The 22,405-nt window shown below is 73.3% G+C and carries 20 protein-coding genes; 13 read left to right on the forward strand and 7 right to left on the reverse strand.

Features of this window, described 5'->3' with window-relative positions; genetic code table 11:
- Positions 1-16: 16 nt before the first annotated feature.
- A complete protein-coding gene (locus tag GJR97_RS09605) occupies positions 17-1,201 on the reverse strand; it encodes a hypothetical protein (RefSeq protein WP_154346284.1) in 1,185 nt (394 codons plus the stop codon).
- Between the two features lie 154 nt (positions 1,202-1,355).
- Entirely contained in the window at positions 1,356-2,867 is a 1,512-nt protein-coding gene (locus tag GJR97_RS09610; protein ID WP_324613357.1) for an FAD-binding oxidoreductase, read from the reverse strand.
- 241 nt (positions 2,868-3,108) lie between these two features.
- On the opposite strand from GJR97_RS09610, the gene GJR97_RS09615 reads away from it, so the two are divergent.
- The 4 genes from GJR97_RS09615 to GJR97_RS09630 all read left to right on the forward strand — a co-directional run bounded on the left by GJR97_RS09615 (position 3,109) and on the right by GJR97_RS09630 (position 7,686).
- Positions 3,109-4,158 carry an LLM class flavin-dependent oxidoreductase gene (locus GJR97_RS09615; protein WP_154346285.1) on the forward strand — a complete coding sequence of 350 codons (1,050 nt, stop codon included), beginning with the start codon at positions 3,109-3,111 and terminating at the stop codon, positions 4,156-4,158.
- A 141-nt stretch (positions 4,159-4,299) separates the two neighbouring features.
- Positions 4,300-4,959, forward strand: a complete 660-nt coding sequence (locus tag GJR97_RS09620) for a DUF4956 domain-containing protein (protein ID WP_324613358.1) — start codon at positions 4,300-4,302, stop codon at positions 4,957-4,959.
- Complete coding sequence (locus GJR97_RS09625; RefSeq protein ID WP_154346287.1) at positions 4,956-5,801, forward strand: polyphosphate polymerase domain-containing protein; 846 nt, start codon at positions 4,956-4,958, stop codon at positions 5,799-5,801. Before GJR97_RS09620 ends, GJR97_RS09625 begins: the two co-directional genes overlap by 4 nt.
- 97 nt (positions 5,802-5,898) lie before the next feature.
- Positions 5,899-7,686 carry a carbohydrate-binding domain-containing protein gene (locus GJR97_RS09630; RefSeq protein WP_154346288.1) on the forward strand — a complete coding sequence of 596 codons (1,788 nt, stop codon included), beginning with the start codon at positions 5,899-5,901 and terminating at the stop codon, positions 7,684-7,686.
- A 22-nt stretch (positions 7,687-7,708) separates the two neighbouring features.
- On the opposite strand, the gene GJR97_RS09635 is transcribed toward GJR97_RS09630, so the two are convergent.
- Both GJR97_RS09635 and GJR97_RS09640 read right to left on the reverse strand, forming a co-directional pair.
- Positions 7,709-9,445, reverse strand: coding sequence for an alpha-glucosidase (locus GJR97_RS09635; protein WP_154346289.1), 1,737 nt, complete (start codon positions 9,443-9,445; stop codon positions 7,709-7,711).
- Positions 9,446-9,592: 147 nt separating this feature from the next.
- Positions 9,593-10,009: a transferase gene (locus tag GJR97_RS09640; RefSeq protein ID WP_324613359.1), complete on the reverse strand. Its 417-nt coding sequence runs from the start codon at positions 10,007-10,009 to the stop codon at positions 9,593-9,595.
- Between the two features lie 220 nt (positions 10,010-10,229).
- Between GJR97_RS09640 and GJR97_RS09645 the strand changes: the two genes are divergently transcribed.
- On the forward strand, positions 10,230-11,540 hold the full coding sequence (locus tag GJR97_RS09645; protein WP_154346291.1) for a glycosyltransferase: 1,311 nt from the start codon (positions 10,230-10,232) through the stop codon (positions 11,538-11,540).
- A 93-nt stretch (positions 11,541-11,633) separates the two neighbouring features.
- Here GJR97_RS09645 and GJR97_RS09650 read toward each other — a convergent pair whose 3' ends face one another.
- Entirely contained in the window at positions 11,634-12,590 is a 957-nt protein-coding gene (locus GJR97_RS09650; RefSeq protein ID WP_154346292.1) for an FKBP-type peptidyl-prolyl cis-trans isomerase, read from the reverse strand.
- A gap of 112 nt (positions 12,591-12,702) precedes the next feature.
- Here GJR97_RS09650 and GJR97_RS09655 point away from each other — a divergent pair, with 112 nt between their 5' ends.
- Positions 12,703-13,575 carry a class I SAM-dependent methyltransferase gene (locus GJR97_RS09655; RefSeq protein ID WP_154346293.1) on the forward strand — a complete coding sequence of 291 codons (873 nt, stop codon included), beginning with the start codon at positions 12,703-12,705 and terminating at the stop codon, positions 13,573-13,575.
- An 11-nt stretch (positions 13,576-13,586) separates the two neighbouring features.
- Here GJR97_RS09655 and GJR97_RS09660 read toward each other — a convergent pair whose 3' ends face one another.
- Entirely contained in the window at positions 13,587-14,462 is an 876-nt protein-coding gene (locus GJR97_RS09660) for a sulfurtransferase (RefSeq protein WP_154346294.1), read from the reverse strand.
- Positions 14,463-14,591: 129 nt separating this feature from the next.
- Between GJR97_RS09660 and GJR97_RS09665 the strand changes: the two genes are divergently transcribed.
- The 7 genes from GJR97_RS09665 (at position 14,592) to GJR97_RS09695 (ending at position 21,613) form a co-directional block, all read left to right on the forward strand.
- Positions 14,592-17,546 carry a Na+/H+ antiporter subunit A gene (locus tag GJR97_RS09665; protein ID WP_154346295.1) on the forward strand — a complete coding sequence of 985 codons (2,955 nt, stop codon included), beginning with the start codon at positions 14,592-14,594 and terminating at the stop codon, positions 17,544-17,546.
- Positions 17,543-17,998 carry an NADH-quinone oxidoreductase subunit K gene (locus tag GJR97_RS18755; protein WP_154346296.1) on the forward strand — a complete coding sequence of 152 codons (456 nt, stop codon included), beginning with the start codon at positions 17,543-17,545 and terminating at the stop codon, positions 17,996-17,998. The genes GJR97_RS09665 and GJR97_RS18755 overlap by 4 nt, the downstream gene beginning before the upstream one ends.
- Positions 17,995-19,608, forward strand: coding sequence for a Na+/H+ antiporter subunit D (locus GJR97_RS09675; RefSeq protein WP_154346297.1), 1,614 nt, complete (start codon positions 17,995-17,997; stop codon positions 19,606-19,608). Before GJR97_RS18755 ends, GJR97_RS09675 begins: the two co-directional genes overlap by 4 nt.
- A complete protein-coding gene (locus GJR97_RS09680) occupies positions 19,605-20,291 on the forward strand; it encodes a Na+/H+ antiporter subunit E (RefSeq protein ID WP_154346298.1) in 687 nt (228 codons plus the stop codon). Before GJR97_RS09675 ends, GJR97_RS09680 begins: the two co-directional genes overlap by 4 nt.
- On the forward strand, positions 20,288-20,560 hold the full coding sequence (locus GJR97_RS09685) for a monovalent cation/H+ antiporter complex subunit F (protein ID WP_154346299.1): 273 nt from the start codon (positions 20,288-20,290) through the stop codon (positions 20,558-20,560). The genes GJR97_RS09680 and GJR97_RS09685 overlap by 4 nt, the downstream gene beginning before the upstream one ends.
- Positions 20,557-20,925: a monovalent cation/H(+) antiporter subunit G gene (gene mnhG, locus GJR97_RS09690; protein ID WP_324613361.1), complete on the forward strand. Its 369-nt coding sequence runs from the start codon at positions 20,557-20,559 to the stop codon at positions 20,923-20,925. Before GJR97_RS09685 ends, mnhG begins: the two co-directional genes overlap by 4 nt.
- A 73-nt stretch (positions 20,926-20,998) precedes the next feature.
- Positions 20,999-21,613, forward strand: a complete 615-nt coding sequence (locus tag GJR97_RS09695; protein WP_324613362.1) for a histone deacetylase — start codon at positions 20,999-21,001, stop codon at positions 21,611-21,613.
- Between the two features lie 3 nt (positions 21,614-21,616).
- Here GJR97_RS09695 and GJR97_RS09700 read toward each other — a convergent pair whose 3' ends face one another.
- Complete coding sequence (locus GJR97_RS09700; protein WP_154346300.1) at positions 21,617-22,390, reverse strand: enoyl-CoA hydratase/isomerase family protein; 774 nt, start codon at positions 22,388-22,390, stop codon at positions 21,617-21,619.
- Positions 22,391-22,405 lie beyond the last annotated feature (15 nt).

Raw genomic sequence — 22,405 nt, forward strand, 5'->3', positions numbered from 1 at the left:
GACGCCGGAGGCCGGATCAGGCGAGCGCGAAGCGCAGCTCCGCCATCGCGGGGCCGGTCCACACGGCGTGCTCGAGGTCGTCGCCGCGCACCGTGACGACCTTGCCGCCGCGCGCGATGACGAGCATCGCGATCTGCGGCAGGAGATCGCCGGCATGCCGGCCGTCGGAGAGCGCGTCGCCGTTGCCGTGATCGGTCGCGAACTCGATCGCACCCGACTCGTGGTCCAGGGTGCCGTTGACCGAGGTCGTGAAGTCGAACCACAGCCGCTCGACGGCGCCGTCGGCGGCGAGCCGCCCGATGGCCGCGAGGTCGCGCTCCACGCGCCCGGCGCTGCCGTCGGCGAGGCCGGTGAGCGCGCTCCTCGCCTCGTTCACGTTGAGCTGTGCGAGTTGCTGGCGCAGCTGTGCGTCGATCTCGGCGGCGCCGAGCCGGTCGGGCCCGCCCTGCACGCCGACCACGCGTCGCCCGTTGTGGGCGCGGTCGAGGAACGAGCTGAGCAGCGGCTCGGCGGCGAACACGAACAGCGGCACCTTCGCGTCGGGGTCGTGCTCGTGCAGCTCGTGCCATACGGCGTCGGCGACGCGCTTGGCGTAGATGTCGTGGATCTCGGGGCGACGGTCGTCCTCGTTCGTACCCCGGTCGCCGTGCCCGCCCCGACGCCGCTGGCCGACGTCGCCCGGGACGCGGTTGGCGGCGTCGTCGAGATTCCGGGGGAGGCTGGGGTCGAGCGGCATCTGCTCGGCACGCGCGGTGGGGAGCGCGTGCCACAGCGCCCACTCGTTCGAGGACAGGGTGACGGCGAAGGCCTCCTGGTCCTGGCTGGGCGCCCGGAGCAACTGCCCGAGCACGAAGTGCGAGCCCACGTGCACCGCGTCGTCGAGGCGGTTCGGCAGCACGTAGACGTCGGTGAATCCCGGAGCGACGAAGATCGCGAGCGACCGGGAGAGCCCGGCCCAGAGCGAGCGATCGGCGAGCACGGCGTCGCGCTCGGCCTTGAGCGCGTCGACCTCGGCGGCGTCGGCACCGTCGGTTCGGATCCGGTCGATGGCCTCGTCGAACGCGCTCTTCACGGCGACCTCGGCGCGCTCGCGCTCGCTGACCACGGGCGACGTGGCCGCGTAGATCGTGATCGCGGGATGGTGCTCGCCCGCCAGTGTCGAGAAGTCGGTCGTGGTGGGCAGTTCATGGTGAACGGTCATGCGTCCCTCCCCCAGGTCCGGCGACGTCGTCGTCGCGTGTCCCCCAGCCTAGGAACCTCGGCGCGGAACCGACAGACCCATTCGTCCATCACCCGAGGCCGGGCACGCGAACGGGCCCGGCGCGGTCGCCGGGCCCGTGCGGTGCGTCGCCGCGTCAGCGGCCGACGGGGTGATTCGAGCGGATGACCCCCGTGGGGTCGACCGCGTGCTTGATCGCGCGAAGCCGCGCCAGTCGGCCCTCGTCGCCGAAGAACCGCGAACCCGTCGTCCGACGCTCGACGAAGTTCAGGTACTCGACGGGGGCACGCCACGGCTCGATGCGCGAGAGCAGCCGTCCGAGCGAGGCGACGACGGACTCGAGCGTCTCGGGCACGGCGATGCCGACACCGTAGACGAGGTACTCGGCCTCGAGTCCGCCGACGGCGCCCGGGATCGGGAGCCCACGATCGGCGGCGACCTCCAGGGCGGCCGACGGCGCGAACGCCCCGCCGAGGTGGCGGATCTCGGCCGACAGCAGTGCGGTGTCGGCGTCGGGGCCGACCGCGGCCACGAACGCGCGGATCGCGTCGGCAGGGAGGTCGGCGAGCATCATGCCGTCGCCGTGGCCAGGAGTCGGCCCGGGCGGGTCCATGTGCAGCTGGAGCAGCTCGGCCGGCGCCTGTGCGTGCACGGTGTCCATCGCGGGCCCGAGTGCGCGCAGCGGCGCGAGCAGGGCGTCGGCGCGCTCGGCCGAGTCCTGGATCACGGCCTCGACGAGCACGAACGACTGCCCGGAGAGGAACGGCGGCAGCTCCGGCATCGGCGGGAAGCGCAGCACGCGGCCGACCGACGTGACGGTGTCGGGCACCGAACGCGTCCACTCGGCCCACGCCTGCAGCACCTCCTCGGTGCGCTCGATCGGGAAGAACATCGCGCCGGCGACGACCTGCTCGATCTCGAAGAGCCCGAACTCGAGCGCCGTCACGACGCCGAAGTCGCCGCCGCCGCCGCGTACGGCCCAGAACAGCTCGGGGTCGTGCTGTGCGTCGACCCGACGGAACTCGCCGTCGGCGGTCACGAGCTCGACCGCGACGACGTGGTTCGCCGCGAGGCCGTGCGCCCGACCGAGGAAGGAGACGCCGCCGCCGAGCGTGTAGCCGACCACGCCGACGTCGTGGCTCGACCCGGCGAGCGCGGCGAGCCCGTGCGGGGCGGTCGCGGCGACGACGTCGCCCCAGACCACGCCGGGCTCGACGCGTGCGATGCGCTGCGTGGGGCGGACCTCCACGCCGCGCAGTTCGTGCGTGCGGAGGAGGATCGCGTCGGCGAGGCCGTGGCCCTCGACGAGCGGTGCGGCGTTGTGGCCGGTGGCCTGCGGCGCCACCGCGAGGCCGAGCTCGCGGGCGGCGCGCACGGTGCGCGCGACGTCGGCGATGGATGCCGCGACGACGACCGCGGCGGGACGCTGGTCGACGGCGAGGTTCCACGCGAGTCGGTCGGCGTCGTAGCCGGGCTCGCCCGGCAGGGAGAGACGGCCGTCGAGGCGCTCGGCGAGGATCGCGAACGACTCGCGGAGCGACATCGACGGGGCGCCGGAATCGGCCGACGCGGCCGCGGCGGCCGGGGCGGTGGGCTCGGTGGCCGCAGCGGTCTCGGCCGCGACGGTCTCGGAGGCAAGCGGGTTCACTGGTGGTCCTTTCACGGGGTGCGGGTCGCGGGCCGGGCGGCGGCCGTCACGGCCTGGTCCGACGGCCGCCCGGATGACCGGGGGCGCTCACGACGCGACTTCCATACAACGGCGCCGACGAACGGCGAGGATCAGGACGGTCCCGCCGATCGGCTCAGGGTTATCCCGAGCTTCCCGGCCCGATCCGTCGGGCCCTCGGCCGCCCGGAATAGCGCGCCCGCGAGGCCGGTTGCAGGTGGGGATGTCTCTCACGCCCCGGCTCTCGGTCCTCGATCTCGTCCCCGTGCGGAGCGGGCAGTCCTCTGCGGAGGCCGTCGCGTCCTCCGTCGCCCTCGCGCAGGCGGCCGACCGGCTCGGCTTCACCCGCTACTGGTTCGCCGAGCACCACAACATGCCCTCGGTCGCGTCGACGACGCCACCGGTGCTCATCGCGGCGACCGCGGCGCGCACCGAGCGCATCCGCGTCGGATCGGGCGGCGTGATGCTGCCGAACCACGCGCCGCTCGTCGTCGCCGAGCAGTTCGCGGCGCTCGAGGCGCTCGCGCCCGGGCGCATCGACCTCGGGATCGGGCGCGCGCCCGGGAGCGACCCCGTGATCACGCAGCTCCTGCGCATGAGCGGCCCGACGTCCGACGTCGACCGGTTCCCCGACCACGTCGCCGACATCCTCGGCCTGCTCTCGCCGGACGGCGCGATGCTGCGCCTCACGAGCGGTCGCGAGTACCCGATCCAGGCGACGCCCGCCGCGACCGCGGTGCCCGAGCTGTGGCTCCTCGGCAGCTCGGACTACTCGGCGCGGCTCGCGGCCGAGCTCGGCCTGCCGTACGTGTTCGCCAACCACTTCTCGGGCGAGGGCCTCGAACAGGCGCTCGAGCTCTACCGCTCCGGCTACCGGCCGAGCGAACGGCATCCGTCGCCCCGGACCATCCTGACGTTGAACGCGGTCGTGGCCGACACGGCCGGCGAGGCCGAGGCCCGCGCGCTGCCGCAATTGCGCGCGATGGCGCGACTGCGCCTCAACCGCCCGATGCGACCGCTCGAGACCGTCGAGGAGGCGCAGGCCGCACCGCGCGACTCCGATTCCGACGACGTGATCGCGCGGATGCGCGCCCGGTGGGTGATCGGCGGGGCGGATGCCGCGGCATCCGCCGTGCGCACCCTCGCGGAGCGCCACGACATCGACGAGGTCATGCTCGCGCCGGTCGCGGGCGCGCACGCCGACGAGCCCGCGGACGCCTCGCCCGGCCGGGTGCGCACGCTCGAGCTGCTCGCCGAGCGCCTGTCCGCCTAGTCGCAGCGGTCCCGGGCGCGGGCCCGGCGTGCTCAGGCGACCCGCACGACCCTCATAGCAACGTCATCGGATCGCCACAGGTTCCGCCTCGGGGCATCGGGCTCCATGGGAACTCCCAACACACAGTTCGGAGCCCCCATCGTGGATCAGACCTTCCTCCTCGTCGCCGACCTCGTCGCCGTCGCCCTCCTCGTCTTCGCCCTCTACTTCCCCCGCCATCGACGGCGCGACCTCGTCGTCGCCTACCTCACCGTGAACGTCGGGGTGCTCGCGGTCTCGCTCGTGCTCGGCTCGAGCTCGATCGGTGCCGGGCTCGGACTGGGCCTCTTCGGCGTGCTGTCGATCATCCGGCTGCGCTCGAGCGAGATCGAGCAGCACGAGGTGGCGTACTACTTCGCGGCACTCGCGATCGGCCTCCTCGGCGGGCTCGGCGCGAGCCTCGGCTGGCTCACGGTCGGGCTCATGGCGCTCGTCCTGGCGGTGCTCGCCGTCGGCGACCACCCGGCGCTCTTCCGCCGCTCCCGCCAGCAGGTCCTCGTTCTCGACCGGGCCTTCGCCGACGAGCGCGAACTGCACGACCACCTCGGTGTGCTGCTCGGCGCGCGGATCCGTTCGGCGCGCATCGACGAACTCGACCTCGTCGACGACTCGACGACCGTGACGGTGCGCTTCGACGCGCCGCGGGGCGACCGAGCTGATGACGCGCCGCGCCGCGCCGCACGGCCGCTCGTGGTCGGCGCGCCGGCTGCTCATGGCGCGGCGGATGCCGGCGCGGTCGCGTTCGAGGGGGCACGGCGATGACCGCGCGGCACGCGGCATCCGTCACGCCCGCGGCGCTCGCGGTGCTCGACTCGGTCGAGGGCATCGACCTCGAGGGGCTGAACGCCGAGGCCGAGCTGCAGACCCGCATCGACCGCAAGTACATGCTGCCGATCGGGACCCTGCCGGGGATCCTCGGGCGGCTGCCCGACGGAGTCCGGGTGCTCGACCTCGACGGCACGCGGGCGAGCGAGTACGAGTCGGTCTACTTCGACACCCCGGAGCTGACGAGCTTCCGCCTGGCGGCGCATGCACGCCGACGGCGGTTCAAGATCCGCACCCGCTCGTACGTCGAGTCCGACGCCAGCTTCCTCGAGGTGAAGACCCGCGGCGGACGCGCACTCACGGTCAAGGACCGCATCGCGGTCGACCCCGCGGCGACCGACGCCCTGTCCGGGGAGGCGCGCGCGTACGCCGACCAGGTCCTCGCCGAGGCGGGGATCGTCGACCTCGGCAGGACCAGCCTCGACCCCGTGCTCACCACGTCGTACCGGCGCGCGACGCTCCTGCTCCCCGCCGAGCCGGGGCGCCCTGCGAGCCGCGCCACCATCGACGTCGACCTCGCCTGGATCGATCGCGGCGTCGACGGCCGGTTCGGGCGCGTGCTCCGCACGCCGGGGTCGGCGATCGTCGAGACGAAGTCCGGCTCGCAGGCCGGCGCCGTCGATCGACTGCTGTGGTCCGCGGGGCACCGCCCGATGCGCGTCTCGAAGTACGCCACGGGGCTCGCGGCCATGAGGCCCGGACTGCCCGCCAACCGATGGTCGCGCGTGCTCGATCGGCACTTCCGCGCGGCGGCCGCCACGGCGGAACCCCACGGCTGAACCGGGCACGTCCCGGCCGCGCCGCTCCGACCCACGACCCACGACCCACCCCCACGACCCCGCACGTCGCGAACGTGCCCCACGAGAGGACCGCACCATGACCCCCTTCCGCTTCCCCCGCCCGGCCGCCGACCACGCGGACGCGCCTCGCACCGGCGCCCGCCGCCCCTGGCTCGCGGCCGCGCGCGTCGCGCCGATCGTGCTGGCCGGCACGCTCGCGTTCGCCGGGTGCACCGCGACGACCGCCGCGAGCACGTCCGACGACTCCGCGAACGCGGACTCGACCGTGTCGCTCGCGGCCACGGCATCCGTCGACCCCGGTGTCACCGCAGTCGAGGCCATGGCCGCGAACGAGGACCCGCCCGGTGAGGACGGCGACGACACGTGGGACGCCTCGGAGGAGGTCGCGATCACGCTCGACGGCGACACTGCGACCGTCGACGACGGAGCCGCCGGCGTGAGCGTCGACGGGGACACCGTGACCATCACGGCCGCCGGCACCTACCGCCTGAGCGGCGACCTCGCCGGCCAGGTCGTCGTCGACACCGCCGACGAGGGGCTCGTCCGCATCATCCTCGACGGCGTCGACATCACGAGCGGGTCGACCGCGGCCCTGGCGATCACGAGCGCCGACCGCGCGCAGGTCGTGCTCGCCGACGGCAGCGAGAACGCCCTCGCAGACACGTCGGACTACGCCGACGACGCCGACGTCAACGCCGCCCTGTTCAGCTCCGCCGACCTCGAGATCGCCGGCACGGGCGCGCTCGCCGTGCAGGGCAACGGGAACGACGGCATCGCCTCGAAGGACGGCCTGCTCATCTCCGGCGGCGAGATCACGATCGACGCGGTCGACGACGGCATCCGCGGCAAGGACGAGGTCATGATCGAGGGCGGCACGCTCACGGTGACGGCCGGCGGCGACGGGCTCAAGGCCGACAACGCCGAGGAGACCGACCGCGGCTACATCGCGATCGCGGGCGGCACCGTCACGGTCGACGCGGCGGGCGACGGCCTCGATGCCGCGACCGACGTCGTGATCTGGGGCGGCACGCTCGACGTGACCGCTGGCGGCGGCGCGGGCGCGACCGTCTCGGACGACACCTCGACGAAGGGCGTCACGGGCGCGGTCTCGGTGATCGTCGACGGCGGCGCGGTCTCGGTCGACTCGGCCGACGATGCGGTGCACACCGACGACACCGCCCACGTCGCGAGCGGCACGGTCACGCTCGCGACCGGCGACGACGGCGTGCACGCGGACGTCGCCCTGACGATCTCGGGCGGCACCGTGGACGTCACGACGTCGTACGAGGCCCTCGAGGCCGACGCGATCTCGATCGCCGGCGGCGACATCTCGGTCAGCGCGTCCGACGACGGCCTGAACGCCGGCAGCTCGCTGGGGATCTCCGGCGGCGCCCTCCTGGTCGACGCCGAGGGCGACGGGCTCGACTCGAACGGCTCCATCGCGATGTCGGGCGGCGACGTCGTCGTGAACGGCCCGACCGGCCAGGGCGACGGCGCGCTCGACGTAGACGGCGGCTTCGACATCACGGGCGGCTCGCTGGTCGCCGGCGGCTCGTCGGGCATGGCCGTGGCACCCGACGCGGATGCCGCGCAGGCGTCGGTGCTCGTCACCTTCACGCAGCAGGTGGCCGCGGGCACCGAGCTCCACGTCACGTCCTCCGATGGCACGGTGGTCGCGACGTACACCGCGACGAAGGCCGTCGGCTCGCTCGCGGTCTCGAACGCCGACCTCGTGAACGGCGAGACCTACACGGTCAGCGCGAACGGCTCCACGGTCGGCTCGGCAGTCGCGGGCGAGCAGGTGTCGGGCATGGGCGGCCCCGGCGGCGGCATGGGCGGCGGCGCACCGGCACCCCGCGGCTGAGGCGCGGGCTGGGGACGGCGGGTCAGCCGAGCGAGCTCACCCTCGCCTCCCACGGCCCGAGCGGCGCGTCGAACGCTCCCGGCGCGTCGGGCAGCGTGTTCGTGAGCAGCGGCAGCGAATCCCGCCAGCGGTCCGCGAAGCCCTCCGGGAAGGCCGGGGCGTGCTCGGCCGACGAGAGGTTCACCACGACGAGCAGACCGTCCTCGTCGAGCACCCGCTCGAACGCGAAGATCGCCGGGTGCCCGGCATCCACCCGCACGAACGACCCGTGGGCGACCACGGGTCGTTCGTGTCGGAGCGCGATGAGCTGCCGGTGGTACTCGAAGACCGAGCCCGGGTCGCCGACCTGGGCGGCCGCGTTGATCGTCGCGTGGTTCGGGTTCACCGCGAGCCACGGGATGCCGCTCGTGAAGCCCGCGTTCGGCGTGGCATCCCACTGCACCGGCGTGCGCGCGTGGTCGCGGCTCATCAGGCTCAGCCCGTCGAGCGCGTCGGCGACGGCCGTGCCGCTCGCGACGGCCTCGGCGTACGCGTTCAGCGACTCGACGTCGCGGTACTCGTCGAGGCTCGCGAACGGGGCGTTCGTCATGCCGAGCTCCTGGCCCTGGTAGACGTACGGCGTGCCGCGCTGCAGGTGCAGCACGGTCGCGAGCGCCGTCGCCGACGAGTACCAGTGCTGCTCGGCATCGCCGAAGCGGCTGACGGAGCGCGGCTGGTCGTGGTTCTCGAGGTAGAGGCTGTTCCATCCGCGGTCGGCGAGGCCCTCCTGCCACTTCGCGAGGGAGGCCGCGAGCTCACCGGGCGCGAGCGGTCGGGGGTGGAACTTCGTCGCTCCGTGGTCCAGGCCGACGTGCTCGAAGTGGAAGACCATGTCGACCTCGCGCCGCTCGGGATCGGTGAAGCGGATCGCCTCCTCGATCGTCGCACCGGGCGTCTCGCCCACCGTGATGAGGCCTTCGCGTCCATCGAACACCTCGCGGTGCATCTCCTGCAGGAACTCGTGCAGGCGCGGCCCGTTCGTGTACGCCGCGCCGCCGTCGCCGAAGCGCCGGCCCGAGCGGACCGGACCGTCGGGCAGGTGCGGGTGCTTCGAGATGAGGTTGATCACGTCCATGCGGAAGCCGTCGACCCCGCGATTCAGCCACCAGCGCATCATCTCGTAGACCGCGTGCCGCACCTCGGGGTTCTCCCAGTTGAGGTCGGGCTGCTTCACGTCGAACAGGTGCAGGTAGTACTCGCCGGTCGACCCGTCCCACTCCCAGGTCGAGCCCGAGAAGAATGACTCCCAGTTGGTCGGCTCGGCGCCCGGATCGCCGCCGTGCGTGCCCTCCCTCGGCGGGCGCCACCAGTACCAGTCGCGCTTCGGGTTCTCGCGGCTCGAACGCGACTCGACGAACCACGGATGCTCGTCCGACGTGTGGTTCACGACGAGGTCCATGACGAGGCGGATGCCGCGATCGTGCATCGCAGCGACCAGCGCGTCGAAGTCCGCCAACGTGCCGAAGGTCGGGTCGATGTCGCGGTAGTCGCTGATGTCGTACCCGTTGTCCGCCTGCGGTGAGCGGTGGATCGGCGAGAGCCACACCACGTCGACGCCGAGGCGTTCCAGGTGGTCGAGTCGCTGCAGTATCCCGCGGAGGTCGCCGACGCCGTCTCCGTCGGAGTCCTGGAAGCTGCGGGGGTACACCTGGTAGACCACGGCGGACTTCCACCAGTCCGGGGCGGTCGACGGATGCCTGGGCTCGCGTTCGTTCGCCATGACCCGATCCTCGCACCGCGAGCGCGTCACGTCATCCGTCCTTCGACCGAGTCGGCGGACGGGCGGCGAACGACGGGCCGGCCCGGCCGGCCGGGCACGACGATGCCCCGGGCATGCGCCCGGGGCATCCGCTGCTCGTTTCGCGGCTCAGGCAGCGAGGCCGAGGCGGCGCAGGTCGTCGCCAGACGCCCGGTGCTCCGAACCCTCGGCGACGGTCGCCTCGCGCGGGACGCGCGCGCCGTTCTGCACTCGCGCTCCGGCGCCGACGGCCGCGTACGGCCCGACGACGGCGAAGCGTCCGATCACGGCGCCACGGCCGACGCGCGCGTTCACGCCGACCGTCGCGTTCTCCGCGACGATCGCGTCCTGCTCCACCCAGGCGCCGTGCGACAGGGTCGCGCCCCGCTGCACCTCAGCGCCGGGATCGACGTATGCGGTCGGGTCGACGAACGCCGTCGCATCCACCTTCGCGGTCGTCGCCACGAGGCCGCGACCGTTGACGTGCTTGCGGTAGCGGCGCAGGATGCCGGCATCGTCTTCGAACTCGACGTAGCTGATGCCCACTCGTCCTCCATTCCGTCCGGCCATAGGGGTGCCGGATACAGGTACAACATCCGGGCTGACCGGGGCATTCCCCCAGCCTCCGTGGCAACCCTCCGGATCTCCATGGATATCCCTGATCCCCGGCTGGACGCGCCGTCGTAGCGTCGGCCGGGTGCCGTCGAATCGATGCCGGCACGACCGCCCTGCGGGGCGATCCCGTCGTTCCAGGAAGTCTCCGCCCATGTCCACGTACCTGCTCTGCGCAAGCCCCATCCAGGGCCACGCCGCCCCCGTCATCGCCATCGCCCACGGCCTCGTCGCGCGCGGCCACGACGTCACCGTGCTCACCGGCTCGCGGTTCCGCGACGCGGTCGAGGCGGCGGGCGCGCGCCATCGTGCACTCACGGGCATCGCCGACTTCGACGACCGGGTCATCCAGGACCACCTGCCGGAACGCGACCGGCACCGCGGCATCGCGAAGCTCGAGTACGACGTGCAGCGGATCTTCGTGCGCCCCATGCCCGAGCAGTTCCGCGCGCTCGGAGCGCTCGTCGCGGAACTCGAACCCGACGCGATCCTCCACGAGGCCGCCTTCACCGGCGTCATCCCGCTGCTGCTCGACGACCCCGCCTCGCGCCCGCCGATCATCGGCGTCGGCGTCATCCCGCTCTCGCATCGCAGCGTCGACACCGCGCCGGGCGGGCTCGGCCTCCCGCCCCGCTCCGACGTCATCGGGCGACTGCGGAACCGGGCCCTCAACGCGTTCGTCGCGAAGGTGGTCTTCCGCAGGACCCAGGCGCTCGCCGATCGCACCGTTCGCGAGCTCGGCCGGCCGGGCCTCGAGGAGTTCCTGTTCGACTTCACGACGCGGTGCGATCGCTTCCTGCAGCTCTCGCCCGCGGAGTTCGAGTACCCGCGCAGCGACCTCAGCCCGAACGTGCGGTTCGCGGGCACCGTCCTGCCGCCGTCGCCCGCGCCGGCCGGACTGCCGGACTGGTGGCACGACCTCGACGGCGAGCGGCCCGTCGTGCACGTCAGCCAGGGCACGATCGACAACAAGGACTTCACCCGGCTGATCCGCCCGACGCTCGACGCGCTCGCCGATCGTGACGTGCTCGTCGTCGCCGCCACCGGCGGCCGGCCGGTCGCCGAACTCGGCGAACTGCCCGCGAACGCCCGTGCGGCCGAGTTCCTGCCCTACGACCTGCTGCTGCCCAAGACCGACGTCTTCGTGACGAACGCGGGATTCGGCGGCACCCAGTACGCCCTGAGCCACGGCGTCCCGATCGTCGCCGCGGGCGACACGGAGGACAAGCCCGACGTCGCGATGCGCGTGCAGTGGACGGGAACGGGGCTGTCCCTGCGGACCGGGACCCCGACTTCGCGCGCCGTCGGCACGGCGGTCGACCGCCTGCTCTCCGAGCCGTCCTTCCGCGAGCGCGCCCGGGCGATGGCGCGCCGCATCGCCGAGGTCGACGGCGTGAGCGTCATCGCCGCCGAGCTCGAGCAGGCGGCGTCGGCACGCCGAGCCGCGTCGGCGTCGGCGCGCTGAGCCCGGGCTCGCCGCCCGGCCCCGGAACGACCGCGCCCGCGGCATCCGCCCTCGTCGGGGGATGCCGCGGGCGCGGCGCGAGCCGGAGGCGGGTCAGCCGTCGGCGCGGGTCTCCGTGATCTCGACGTAGAAGACGAGGGTCTGGCCGCCGAGGCCGTTGGAGGACTCCTCCTCGCCGTAGCCGAGCGCCGGCGGGATGGTGACGAGCAGCTTCGTGCCGACCGCCTGGCCGACGAGGGACGCGCCGAAGCCCGGGATCACGCCTGAGATCGAGAACGGCACGGGCGCGTTGCCGAAGCTCTGGTCGAAGACCTCGCCGGTCTCCCACACGACGCCCTGGTAGTCGACGGTCACGACGTCGTCCTCGGTGACGACGTCGCCGTCGCCCTCCTCGAGGACCGCCACGAGCAGTTCGTCGGACGGCTCGGCGTCGGGGATCGCCACGGTCGGGACGCCGTCGGCGTCGTACTCGACGGTCGGCACGTCCTCGGTCCACTCGCCGGGCACGGGCAGCTCGACGAGTTCCTGCACGTCCGTGACGATGACGAGCGTCTCGCCGGGCGCGACGCCGATGCCCTCGTTGCCCTCGTCGCCGTAGATGGACGAAGCCGGAGCGACCGTGACGACGCGAGAGCCGACGGGCACGCAGTCGGCGCCCGCGCGGAAGCCGTCGTAGAGCGTGCCCTCCTCGAGCTCGAGGGTCGCCGGCTGCGAGAAGAGCTGCTCGCCGGTGCTGCCGGAGAACGCGGTGACCTGGGCGCTCACCTGGTCGCCCGGGGCGGTCGCGTCGCCGTCGCCCTCGATCACGATGGTGCGCTGCAGCTCGTCCGCCTCGAGCGGGGCGTCGAACGTCGCGGTCGGGGTGGCACCGAAGTCGCCCGAGACCTCGATGGCGTCGCTCTGCTCGCCGGCCTCGACCTCGAGGCAGGCCGCGGCAGCATCCGTCGACGTGGGCTCGGGGGTCTCGCCGCCGCCGGCGCAACCGGCGAGGAGCAGGGCGGCCACGGATGCGAGTGCGATGGGCGCGCCACGACGCAGGGCACGATTCATGGAGGGTACTCGTTTCAGATTCGAAAGCAGACGTGAACGTCAAGTCTGCACGGCGGATGTCTCGATTGCCTGAGTCTTCACGAATGCGTGACGCGGCAGTCACAATGTGCACATGGGGGAAGTCGGAACCGAGCCCGACGTCGCAGCCGTGTTCACCGAGGCGGCCGCGACGTTCACCGAGCTCGACGAAGTGCTGTGGGATCCGATCTCACGGGCGACGGTGCTGCGCGCGGCGCCGCGATTCGACGAGCGCGTGCTCGACGCGTGTGCGGGCGCGGGCGCGTCGGCCCTGCCGACCGCGGAACTCGTCGGGCCGGGCGGGATCGTCGACGCGGTCGACCGGTCCGAGGCGATGCTCGCGGTCCTGCGCGAGCGCGCGGGGGCGCACATGCCGTGGCTGCGGGTGCACGCGGCCGACGCGTCGACCTGGCCCTACACGGGCTACGACCTCGTGCAGTGCGTGCTCGGGGTGTTCTTCTTCGACGAGGTCGCGACGGGCGTCGAGCACCTCGTGCAGTGCGCCCGCCCCGGCGGCCGGGTCGCCGTGACGGTGTGGGCGGATGGCGCGTTCGAGCCGCTCCCGGGAGTCCTCGCGTCGGCCCTGCCCGAGGGCGACGCGCGCGTGCCCGCCTTCGACGAGGACGACCGGCCGGCCATGCCCGGAGCCGGCACCGCGGGCGGGCTCGCGCACTGGCTCGCCGAGCGAGGGCTCGTCGACGTGCGCGCCGAGGCCGTGCCGCGGCATCTCGACCTCACGCCGGACGTGTCCTGGGCCCTCGTCGTCGGGACCGGGATGCGCGCGATGCTCGGCGACCTCGACGACGCGGCGATCGAGGGCGTGCGCGAACGGTACCTCGCGGCGATCGAGGAGCGCGGCGTCGCGTCGGTCGACATCACGACCCTCATCGGGATCGGCCGACGCCGTGAGGCCACGGTCGAGCCCGTGGTCGAGCGGGCGGTCGAGGGAGCGGTCGAAGAGGGGTAGCCGGGCGAGGGCTACGCGTCGCCCCCGGGCGACGCCCCCGTCGCGACCGGACGCTCCGGGTGGTTCGACCACTGGCTGAACGAACCCGGGTACAGCGCCGCCTCGACGCCGGCGATGGCGAGCGCGGCCACCTCGTGCGCGGCGTTGACGCCCGAGCCGCAGTAGGCCGCGACCGGGTGGTCCTCGTCGACCCCGAGCGAGGCGAAGCGGGCGCGCAGCGCCTCCGCCGGGAGGAACCGCCCGTCGCCCGCGACGTTCCCGGCCGCCGGTGCCGACACGGCGCCCGGGATGTGCCCGGCCCTCGGGTCGATCGGCTCGACCTCGCCGCGGTACCGCTCGCCGGCGCGCGCGTCGAGCAGCACCCCGCCCTCGGAGGCTCCGAGCGCGTCGGCCTCGTCGAGGTCGATCACGGGCATCGCGCCGAACCGCGCGGTCGCGTCGCCCGGTTCCGGCACGACGTCGCCCTGCTCGAGCGGCAGTCCGGCCGCGCGCCACGCCGCGAGGCCGCCGTCGACGATGCGCGCGTCGCCGAAGCCCGCGTGTCGCAGGAGCCACCACGCGCGCGCCGCCGACATGCCGGCCGCATCGTCGACGACCACGGCGGTGTCGCCGTCGCGGAGGCCCCAACGACGCATGGCGCGCTCGAACGCCGCCTCCGAGGGCAGCGGGTGCCGCCCCTCCCCCGTCGCGGAGTGGTCGGCGAGCTCCGCGTCCAGGTCGACGTAGACGGCTCCGGGAACATGCCCCGCGCGGTATGCGCCGCTCCCGTCGGGCTCGGCGAGCGTCCACCGCACGTCGAGCACCCGCGTGCGGGGCGTCCCGGCGGGCGCGTCGCGCTCCGCCTCGAGCCGGGCGGCGAGGTCGATCGGATCGATGAGGATCGGCATGGGGCCATCCTCGCAGCCCGGCCGCGGAGGGGCATCCGCCCGGCGCCGTCGCGCTCATGCCGCACCCCGGTCCGACGCCCCGCCTCGCCTAGACTGGTCGGACGGTCGGCGCATTCGGGGGGAGTACGGATGATCCTCTCCCTGGTGGCGTTCGCCGCCGTGGCCCTCGTCACGCCGTTCGCCGCAGGGCCGCTGGGTCGCCGCGTCTTCCCGATCATCGCGCTCGTGCCGGCCATCGTCTTCGGCTGGCTGCTGACGCTCGTGCCGGCCGTCGCGGGCGGCGAGATCGTGACCGAGCGCATCGAGTGGATCCCCGCGCTCGACATCGCGCTCTCGTTCCGGCTCGACCCGCTCTCGCTCCTGCTGGCGCTCATCGTCACGGGCATCGGCGCCCTCGTGCTGCTCTACTGCACCTGGTACTTCCGCGACGACGAACCGTCGCTCGACCGCTTCGCGGCCCTCCTGCTCGGCTTCGCGGGGGTCATGCTCGGGCTCGTCACCTCCGACGACGTGTTCGTGCTGTTCACGTTCTGGGAGGCCACGAGCGTGCTCTCCTACCTGCTGATCGGGCACGACGCGACCAAGCGCGAGTCCCGCGGCGCCGCGCTGCAGGCGCTCACGGTGACGACCTTCGGCGGACTCGCGATGCTCGTCGGCCTGGTCGTGCTCACGGTCGCGGGCGGCACCACCTCGCTCGCCGAGCTCGTCGCCGATCCCGTCACCGGAGCGGCGGCCGAGGTCGGCATCGCGCTCGTCCTCGTCGGCGCGATCTCGAAGAGCGCGCTCGTGCCGTTCCACTTCTGGCTGCCCGCAGCGATGGCGGCGCCGACCCCGGTGTCCGCGTACCTCCACGCCGCCGCGATGGTGAAGGCGGGCGTGTACCTCGTCGCCGTGCTCGCGCCGGGGTACGCCGAGCTCGCGGTGTGGCATCCGATCGTGATCGGCATCGGCGGATTCACCATGCTCGTCGGCGGATGGCGCGCGCTGCGGCAGACCGACCTCAAGCTGGTGCTTGCCTACGGCACCGTGAGCCAGCTCGGCTTCCTGATCCTCGTCGTCGGCCAGGGCACGCGCGACGCGGCGCTCGCGGGCACCGCGCTGCTGCTCGCGCACGCCCTGTTCAAGGCCGCGCTGTTCCTCACCGTCGGCATCGTCGACCACGCCGCCGGCACGCGCGACAAGCGAAGGCTGTCGGGTCTGGCGCGACGGATGCCGTGGCTCGCCGCCTTCGCGACGATCGCAGCCGCATCGATGGCGGGCCTGCCGCCGCTGCTGGGCTTCGTGGCGAAGGAGGCCGTGTTCACCGCGCAGCTCGAGGCCGGCGCCGCCGGCGGGGCCGAGGCGACCTGGGCGTGGGTCGCGCTCGCGGCGGCCGTGCTCGGCTCGATGCTCACCTTCGCGTACAGCGCGCGCTTCGTGTGGGGCGCGTTCGGATCGAGGCGCGGTGCCGAGCCGACGCCGCTGCACCACGAGCCCGCGATGATGTCGTTCGCGCCCGGCGTCCTCGCGGCGACCTCCCTCGCGACCGCGTTCGCCCTCCCCCTCGTCGAGCCGCTGCTCGACGCCTACGCGGGGACCCTGCCGGGGCCGACCGAGTACCACCTCGGCCTCTGGCACGGCCTCGAGCCGGCACTCGCGATCTCGGTGCTCGTGTTCGGCGTCGGCGCACTGCTCGTCTGGAAGCGCGAGGCCGTCGCCCGCGCGCAGGCCGGCGTGCCCGACGCCGTCGACGCCGAGCGGGGCTACCTCCGGATCATCGGCGCCGTCGACCGCGGGGCGGCACGCGTGACGACCGTGATCCAGTCGGGCGGCCTGCCCGGATACCTCGCGGTCATCGTCGCCGTGCTCGTCCTCGGCCTCGGCGGCGCGGCCGCAGCGAACGGCGTCTGGCCCGACGGCATCCGCCTCGCCGACGGCTGGGCGCAGCCCCTCATCGGCTTCACCATGATCCTCGCGGCCTCGGCCGCGGTCGTCGTGCAGCAGCGGCTCACGGCCGTGCTCCTCGTCGGCGCGACCGGCTACGGCATGGTGCTGGTCTTCGGCATGGCCGGCGCCCCCGACCTCGCGCTCACGCAGGCGCTCGTCGAGACGATCACCATCGTCGTCGTGGTGCTCGTGCTCCGCCGCCTCCCGCGCCGGGTGACCGGGCGCCGCGCCGTCGTGCGGGCACCGCTGCGCATCGCGCTCGGGGCGCTCGCCGGGATGGTCATGGCCGTCGTCGGCGTCGTCGCGCTCGGGGCGCGGATGGAGCCGACGATCGCCGGAGGGCTGCCCCCGCTCGCGGAGGAGGCGCACGCGAAGAACCTCGTGAACGCGCTGCTCGTCGACATCCGCGCCTGGGACACGCTCGGCGAGATCTCGGTGCTCGTCGCAGTGGCGACGGGCGTCGCCAGCCTGATCTTCGTCTCCGGGCGCCAGGGCGGCGCGCCACGGCTCGACCGCGTCGACCGGCGGAGTCGCTTCCGGCCGGTGCCGGAGCAGGCCGACAGCATGCGCTCGGCCCGTCGACGCCTCGCAGACGTCGAGAACGAGACGGATGCCGCGTCCGCGGCCGCCGCGACGCGCCAGACCTGGCTCCTCGCCGGCCGGACCATCTCGCCGCGCAACCGCTCGATCCTCATCGAGGTGCTCGTCCGCCTGCTCTTCCACCCGGCGATCGTCGTCTCGGTCTTCCTCCTGTTCGTCGGCCACAACGCACCCGGCGGCGGGTTCGCGGGCGGCCTCGTCGCCGGGCTCGCGCTCGTCGCGCGGTACCTCGCCGGCGGACGCTACGAGCTCGGCGAGGCCGCCCCGGTGGATGCGGGCCTGCTGCTCGGCACGGGGCTCCTCGTGGCGGCCGGCACCGCGGCATCCTCGATCCTCTTCGGCCTGACGGTGTTCGATTCGACCTGGTTCGAGACCGAGGTGCCGGTGCTCGGCACGCTCTCGATCGGGACGTCGACGCTCTTCGACATCGGCGTCTACCTGGTGGTCGTCGGGCTGGTCCTCGACATCCTCCGGACGCTCGGCGCCGAGATCGACCGGCAGCTCGACGAGGCCGGCCCCGACGCCGTCCCTGCCGACCCGGCGGAGGTGCGCGCATGACCGCATCGCTGACGCTCGTCATCGTCGCCGCCGTGCTCTTCGGCACGGGCATCACCGTCATGCTCGAGCGGAGCCTCACGCGGGTGCTGATCGGGTTCCTGCTCGTCGGCAACGGCGTCAACCTGTTCATGTTCATCATGGCGGGCGCACCGGGGCTGGCACCGATCCACGGCGAGGGCGTCGACCCGGACGCGATCTCCGACCCGCTTCCGCAGGCGTTCGTCCTCACCGCGATCGTGATCAACCTCGGCATCACCGCGTTCATGCTCGCGCTCATCTACCGCAGCTGGTGGCTCGCGCAGCTCGGCGAGCGCGGCGACCTCATCGTCGACGAGGACGAGATGGCCGAGGACGCCGAGGAGACGGCGGACCTCTACCGCAGCTCCGAGGAGGACGACCGCGCGGTGCAGGCGGTGCTCGAGGCGAGCGACGAGGACGGGGGCCGCGGATGACCGACGCACTCGTGCCCCTCATGGTGCTGCTGCCGCTCCTCGGCGCGGCGGTCGCGCTCATGCTCGGACGCCGGCAGCGCGCCCAGATGGCGGTGAGCACCGCGGTCCTCGCCGCCGTCGCGGCGATCGCGGCGGTCCTGCTCGCGCAGGTCGACGCATCGGGCTCCGGCATCGCGGTCGCGGTCGGGGCGTGGCCGCCGCCGTTCGGCATCGTGCTCGTCGTGGACCGACTGTCGGCGATCATGATCATCATCTCGGCGCTGATGCTGCTCGGCGTCCTCGTCTACGCCGTGGGTCAGGGCATCGCCGACCAGCACCGCGAGACGCCGGTGTCGATCTTCCACCCGACCTACCTGATCCTGTCGGCGGGCGTCTTCAACGCGTTCATCGCGGGCGACCTGTTCAACCTGTACGTGGGCTTCGAGATCCTGCTGTCGGCGAGCTACGTGCTGCTGACGCTCGGCGGCACGGGCGAGCGCATCCGCGCGGGCGTGACGTACATCATCGTGAGCCTCGTGTCGTCGCTGTTCTTCCTCAGCGCGATCGCGCTCGTGTACGGCGCGACCGGCACCGCGAACATCGCGCAACTGTCGGTGCGCCTCGCCCAGCTTCCGCAGGACATCCAGCTCATCCTGCACCTGCTGCTGCTCATCGCCTTCGGCATCAAGGCCGCCGTGTTCCCCCTGTCGTTCTGGCTGCCCGACTCGTACCCGACCGCACCCGCACCGGTCACGGCGGTGTTCGCCGGCCTGCTCACCAAGGTCGGCGTGTACGCCATCATCCGCACCGAGACGGTGCTCTTCCCGGAGTCCGACCTGTCGACGCTGTTCCTCGTGATCGGCGGGCTGACGCTCGCCGTCGGCATCCTGGGTGCGCTCACGCAGGCCGACATCAAGCGCCTGCTCTCGTTCACGCTCGTGAGCCACATCGGCTACATGATCTTCGGCATCGGACTCGCGAGCATCGTCGGCCTCGCAGCGACGATCTACTACGTCATCCACCACATCACGGTGCAGACGACGCTCTTCCTCACGACCGGGCTCATCGAGCGCTTCGGCGGGTCGACGTCGATCACTCGCCTCGGCGGGCTGCGCCGCGCGTCGCCGATGCTCGCCGTCCTGTTCTTCGTGCCGGCCATGAACCTCGGCGGCATCCCGCCGTTCTCGGGCTTCCTCGGCAAGGTGGGCCTCTTCGTCGCCGGTGCGGATGCCGCGGGCGGTCCGCCCGCGTCCGAGACGCTCGGCACGTCCTCCCCCGGCCCCGAGTGGCTCATCTGGACGGTCGTCGGGATCGGCGCCGCGACCTCGCTCGTGACGCTGTACGCCCTGGCGCGCTTCTGGAACCTCGCGTTCTGGCGCCCGAAGGCCGAGCTCGAGGGGTACCGCTCCCGGATCATCGACTCGGTGCAGGAGGCGCCCGCGGGCGCCACGGTCGTGGCCACGCGCACGACGCCCGTCCTCATGCTCGCCGCGACGGCCGCGCTCGTCGCGCTGACCCTCGCGCTCACGGTGTTCGCCGGTCCGCTCTTCGAGCTGTCGGGCCGCGCGGCCGAGAACCTGCGCGACGCGAGCGTGTACGTCTCGATCGTCTTCCCGGGGGGTGTGCGATGACGGATGCCGCCCGCGAGCCGGCCTCGGCCGACCTGGACCCCGCCGCCCCGCCTCCGGCGCGCCGCGACGACCTCACCCGATGGCAGGTGGTGTGGCGCCAGCTGCCGCTGCTCGCGGTGCTCGTCGCGCTCTGGCTGTTCCTGTGGGACCACGTCGACGTGCTCACCGTCACCACCGGCGTGATCCTCGCGATCGTCGTGACGCGCGCGCTCTACCTGCCCCCGGTGCTCCTCAGCGGGCGGTTCAACCCGTGGCGCGGACTGCTCCTGGGCCTCGTCATGATGTACGACGTCACGGTCGCGTCGATCCAGGTCGCCGCTCGTGCGGTACAGCCCCGCTGGCAGCCGACGAACGCGATCATCGCGGTGCAGCTGCTCACCCGCTCCGACCTGGTGACGACCCTCACGGCCGAGGCGATCACGGTGGTCCCCGGCACGGTCGTTGTCGACATCGACCGCGAGCGCGGCCTGCTGTACCTGCACGCGTTCGGCACCCGCACCGAGGCCGACCTCGAGAAGGCCCGGGCGCACGTGCTCGCCACCGAGGAGCGCATCGTGCTCGCGATCGGCACGCGGGAGCAGGCTGGGGCCGTCCGCGCCGCCCGCCGGCAGCGGAAGTCGCAGGGGCGGCCGCCGTCCGAGACCGAGCCCGTCGAGGTACCGGACCGGGAGGGGGACGCATGAGCCCGCTCGCCGTGATGGGCATCGCCGCCGGCGTCATGTTCGGCGTCGGCGCGATCGCCGCGCTCGTGCGGATCATCCGAGGGCCGACGATGCTCGACCGTGCGCTCGCGACCGACGTGCTGCTCGCGATCGCGATGTGCGGCCTCGCGGCCGAGATGGCGATCAACCGGCACACCGACACCCTGGTCGTGCTGCTCGTGCTCGCGCTCTTCGCCATCGTGGGGTCGATCGCGATCGCTCGGTTCATCGGCAAGGAGGATCGCTCGTGACCGCCGTCGAACTGGGTGTGGGCGCCCTGATCCTCCTCAGCGGCTTCCTGTCGATGGCGGCGGGCATCGGCGCGCTGCGCTTCCCCGACGTGCTCAGTCGCCTGCACGCCGCGACGAAGCCGCAGGTGCTCGGGCTCGCCGTCGTGCTCCTCACGATCGTGCTGCGCGTGCCGAGCTGGGGCGTCGTGTCGACGATCGTGCTCATCATGACGTTCCAGCTGCTGACCCAGCCGATGACCGCGCACATGCTGGGCCGCGCCTCGTACCGCTCCGACGCGCTGCGCCACGACCTGCTCATCCGCGACGACCTCGGCCGCGACATCGCCGAGCACGAACGCGAGCGCGACGACGACCCGGCGCGCTAGCGCCGGCCTTGCGGGCCGTGGCAGGGCCGCGCACAATGAGGATCCGAGGCGCCGCGTGCGCCGGGGAGGGACCGTGGATCGCGTCTGGTACGTCGCCTACGGCTCGAACCTGAGTTCGGAACGGTTCCGCTGTTACGTCGCGGGCGGGCGTCCGGAGGGCGGGGCGCGGACCTACGTCGGCTGCCGGGATCGCACCGAGCCCGTGGCGGACGCACCCGTCGACCTTCCGGGGGCGGTCTACTTCGGCGGCCGTTCCCGGGTGTGGGGCGGCGGGATGGCGACGTACGACCCGCACGCGCGGGGCAGCGTGGCCGGGCGGGCGTACCTGCTCACGGTGGGCCAGCTCGCGGACGTGGTGGCGCAGGAGACGCGGACCCCGATCGAGGGCGCGCTCGACCTCGGCCGGATGCATCCGTCGACGGGACGGCTCCACTTGGGGCCGGGCCGCTACCGCACGCTCGTCCGCGTCGGTGCCCGGCGCGGGCTGCCCCTGGTCACGCTCGCGGGCGACGCCGCGCACGACATCGCCGCGCCGTCCGCCGCCTACCTGCGGACCATGGCGGCGGGCCTGCGCGAGTCGAGGGGCTGGCCGCCGTCGATCGTGGGACGGTACCTCGCCGCGCTCACGGGTGCGCGCCCGAGGTGGACGCCGTCGGCGATCGCCGACCTGGCCCGCGTCGCGGCCTGACGCTCAACCGCGGCCCGTGAACTGCGGCGTGCGCTTCTCCTGGAACGCCGCGAAGCCCTCGCGGTAGTCGTCGGTGTCGCAGAGCGCGGCCTGCGCGCGGTTCTCGTCGGACATCGACGCCCAGAGCCCGTGGCGGTGATCGCGCAGGTCGGCGACGAGGCGCTTCGAGGCGATGAACGCCTGCGTGGGGCCGGATGCCGCCTCCCGGGCCGCGGCGCGCGTGGCCTCGAGCACCTCGTCGGCGGGGAACACCCGCGAGAAGAGGCCCGCGGCGACCGCCTCGGCGCCCGACATGAGCCGCCCGGTGACGATCAGGTCCATCGTGCGGTGGGCGCCGAGGCGTTCGACGAAGAGCGCGTGGCCGCCCGAGTCGAGCGTCGCGCCGAGGTTCTTGAACGGCGAGCCGACCTTCGCGGTGTCGGCGACGTAGACGATGTCGCTCGCGATGAGCAGCCCGAGGCCGACGCCGAGGCACGCGCCGTGCGCGACGGCGAACGTGGGGGCCGGGAACCGGGACATCCGCTTCAGCAGCGGCTCGACCCGGCCGCCGAGGTAGCCCTGCACGTCGTCGTCGCGCGGATCGACGCCCGCGATGTCGCGCCCGGCGCAGAACGCGCGGCCCTCGCCGCGCAGCACCAGCGCGCGGACGCCCGTGAACTCGGCCTGGTCGTACGCCTCCCCGAGCTCGGCCAGCGCGGTCTCGCCGAGCGCGTTGAGCTTCGCGGGCGCGTTCAGGGTGATCTCGGCCACGCCGTCGTGGATCTCGAGCTCGATCATCGCGTTCCTCTCGTC

The sequence above is a fragment of the Agromyces kandeliae genome (assembly GCF_009674665.1).
Lineage (GTDB): Bacteria > Actinomycetota > Actinomycetes > Actinomycetales > Microbacteriaceae > Agromyces > Agromyces kandeliae.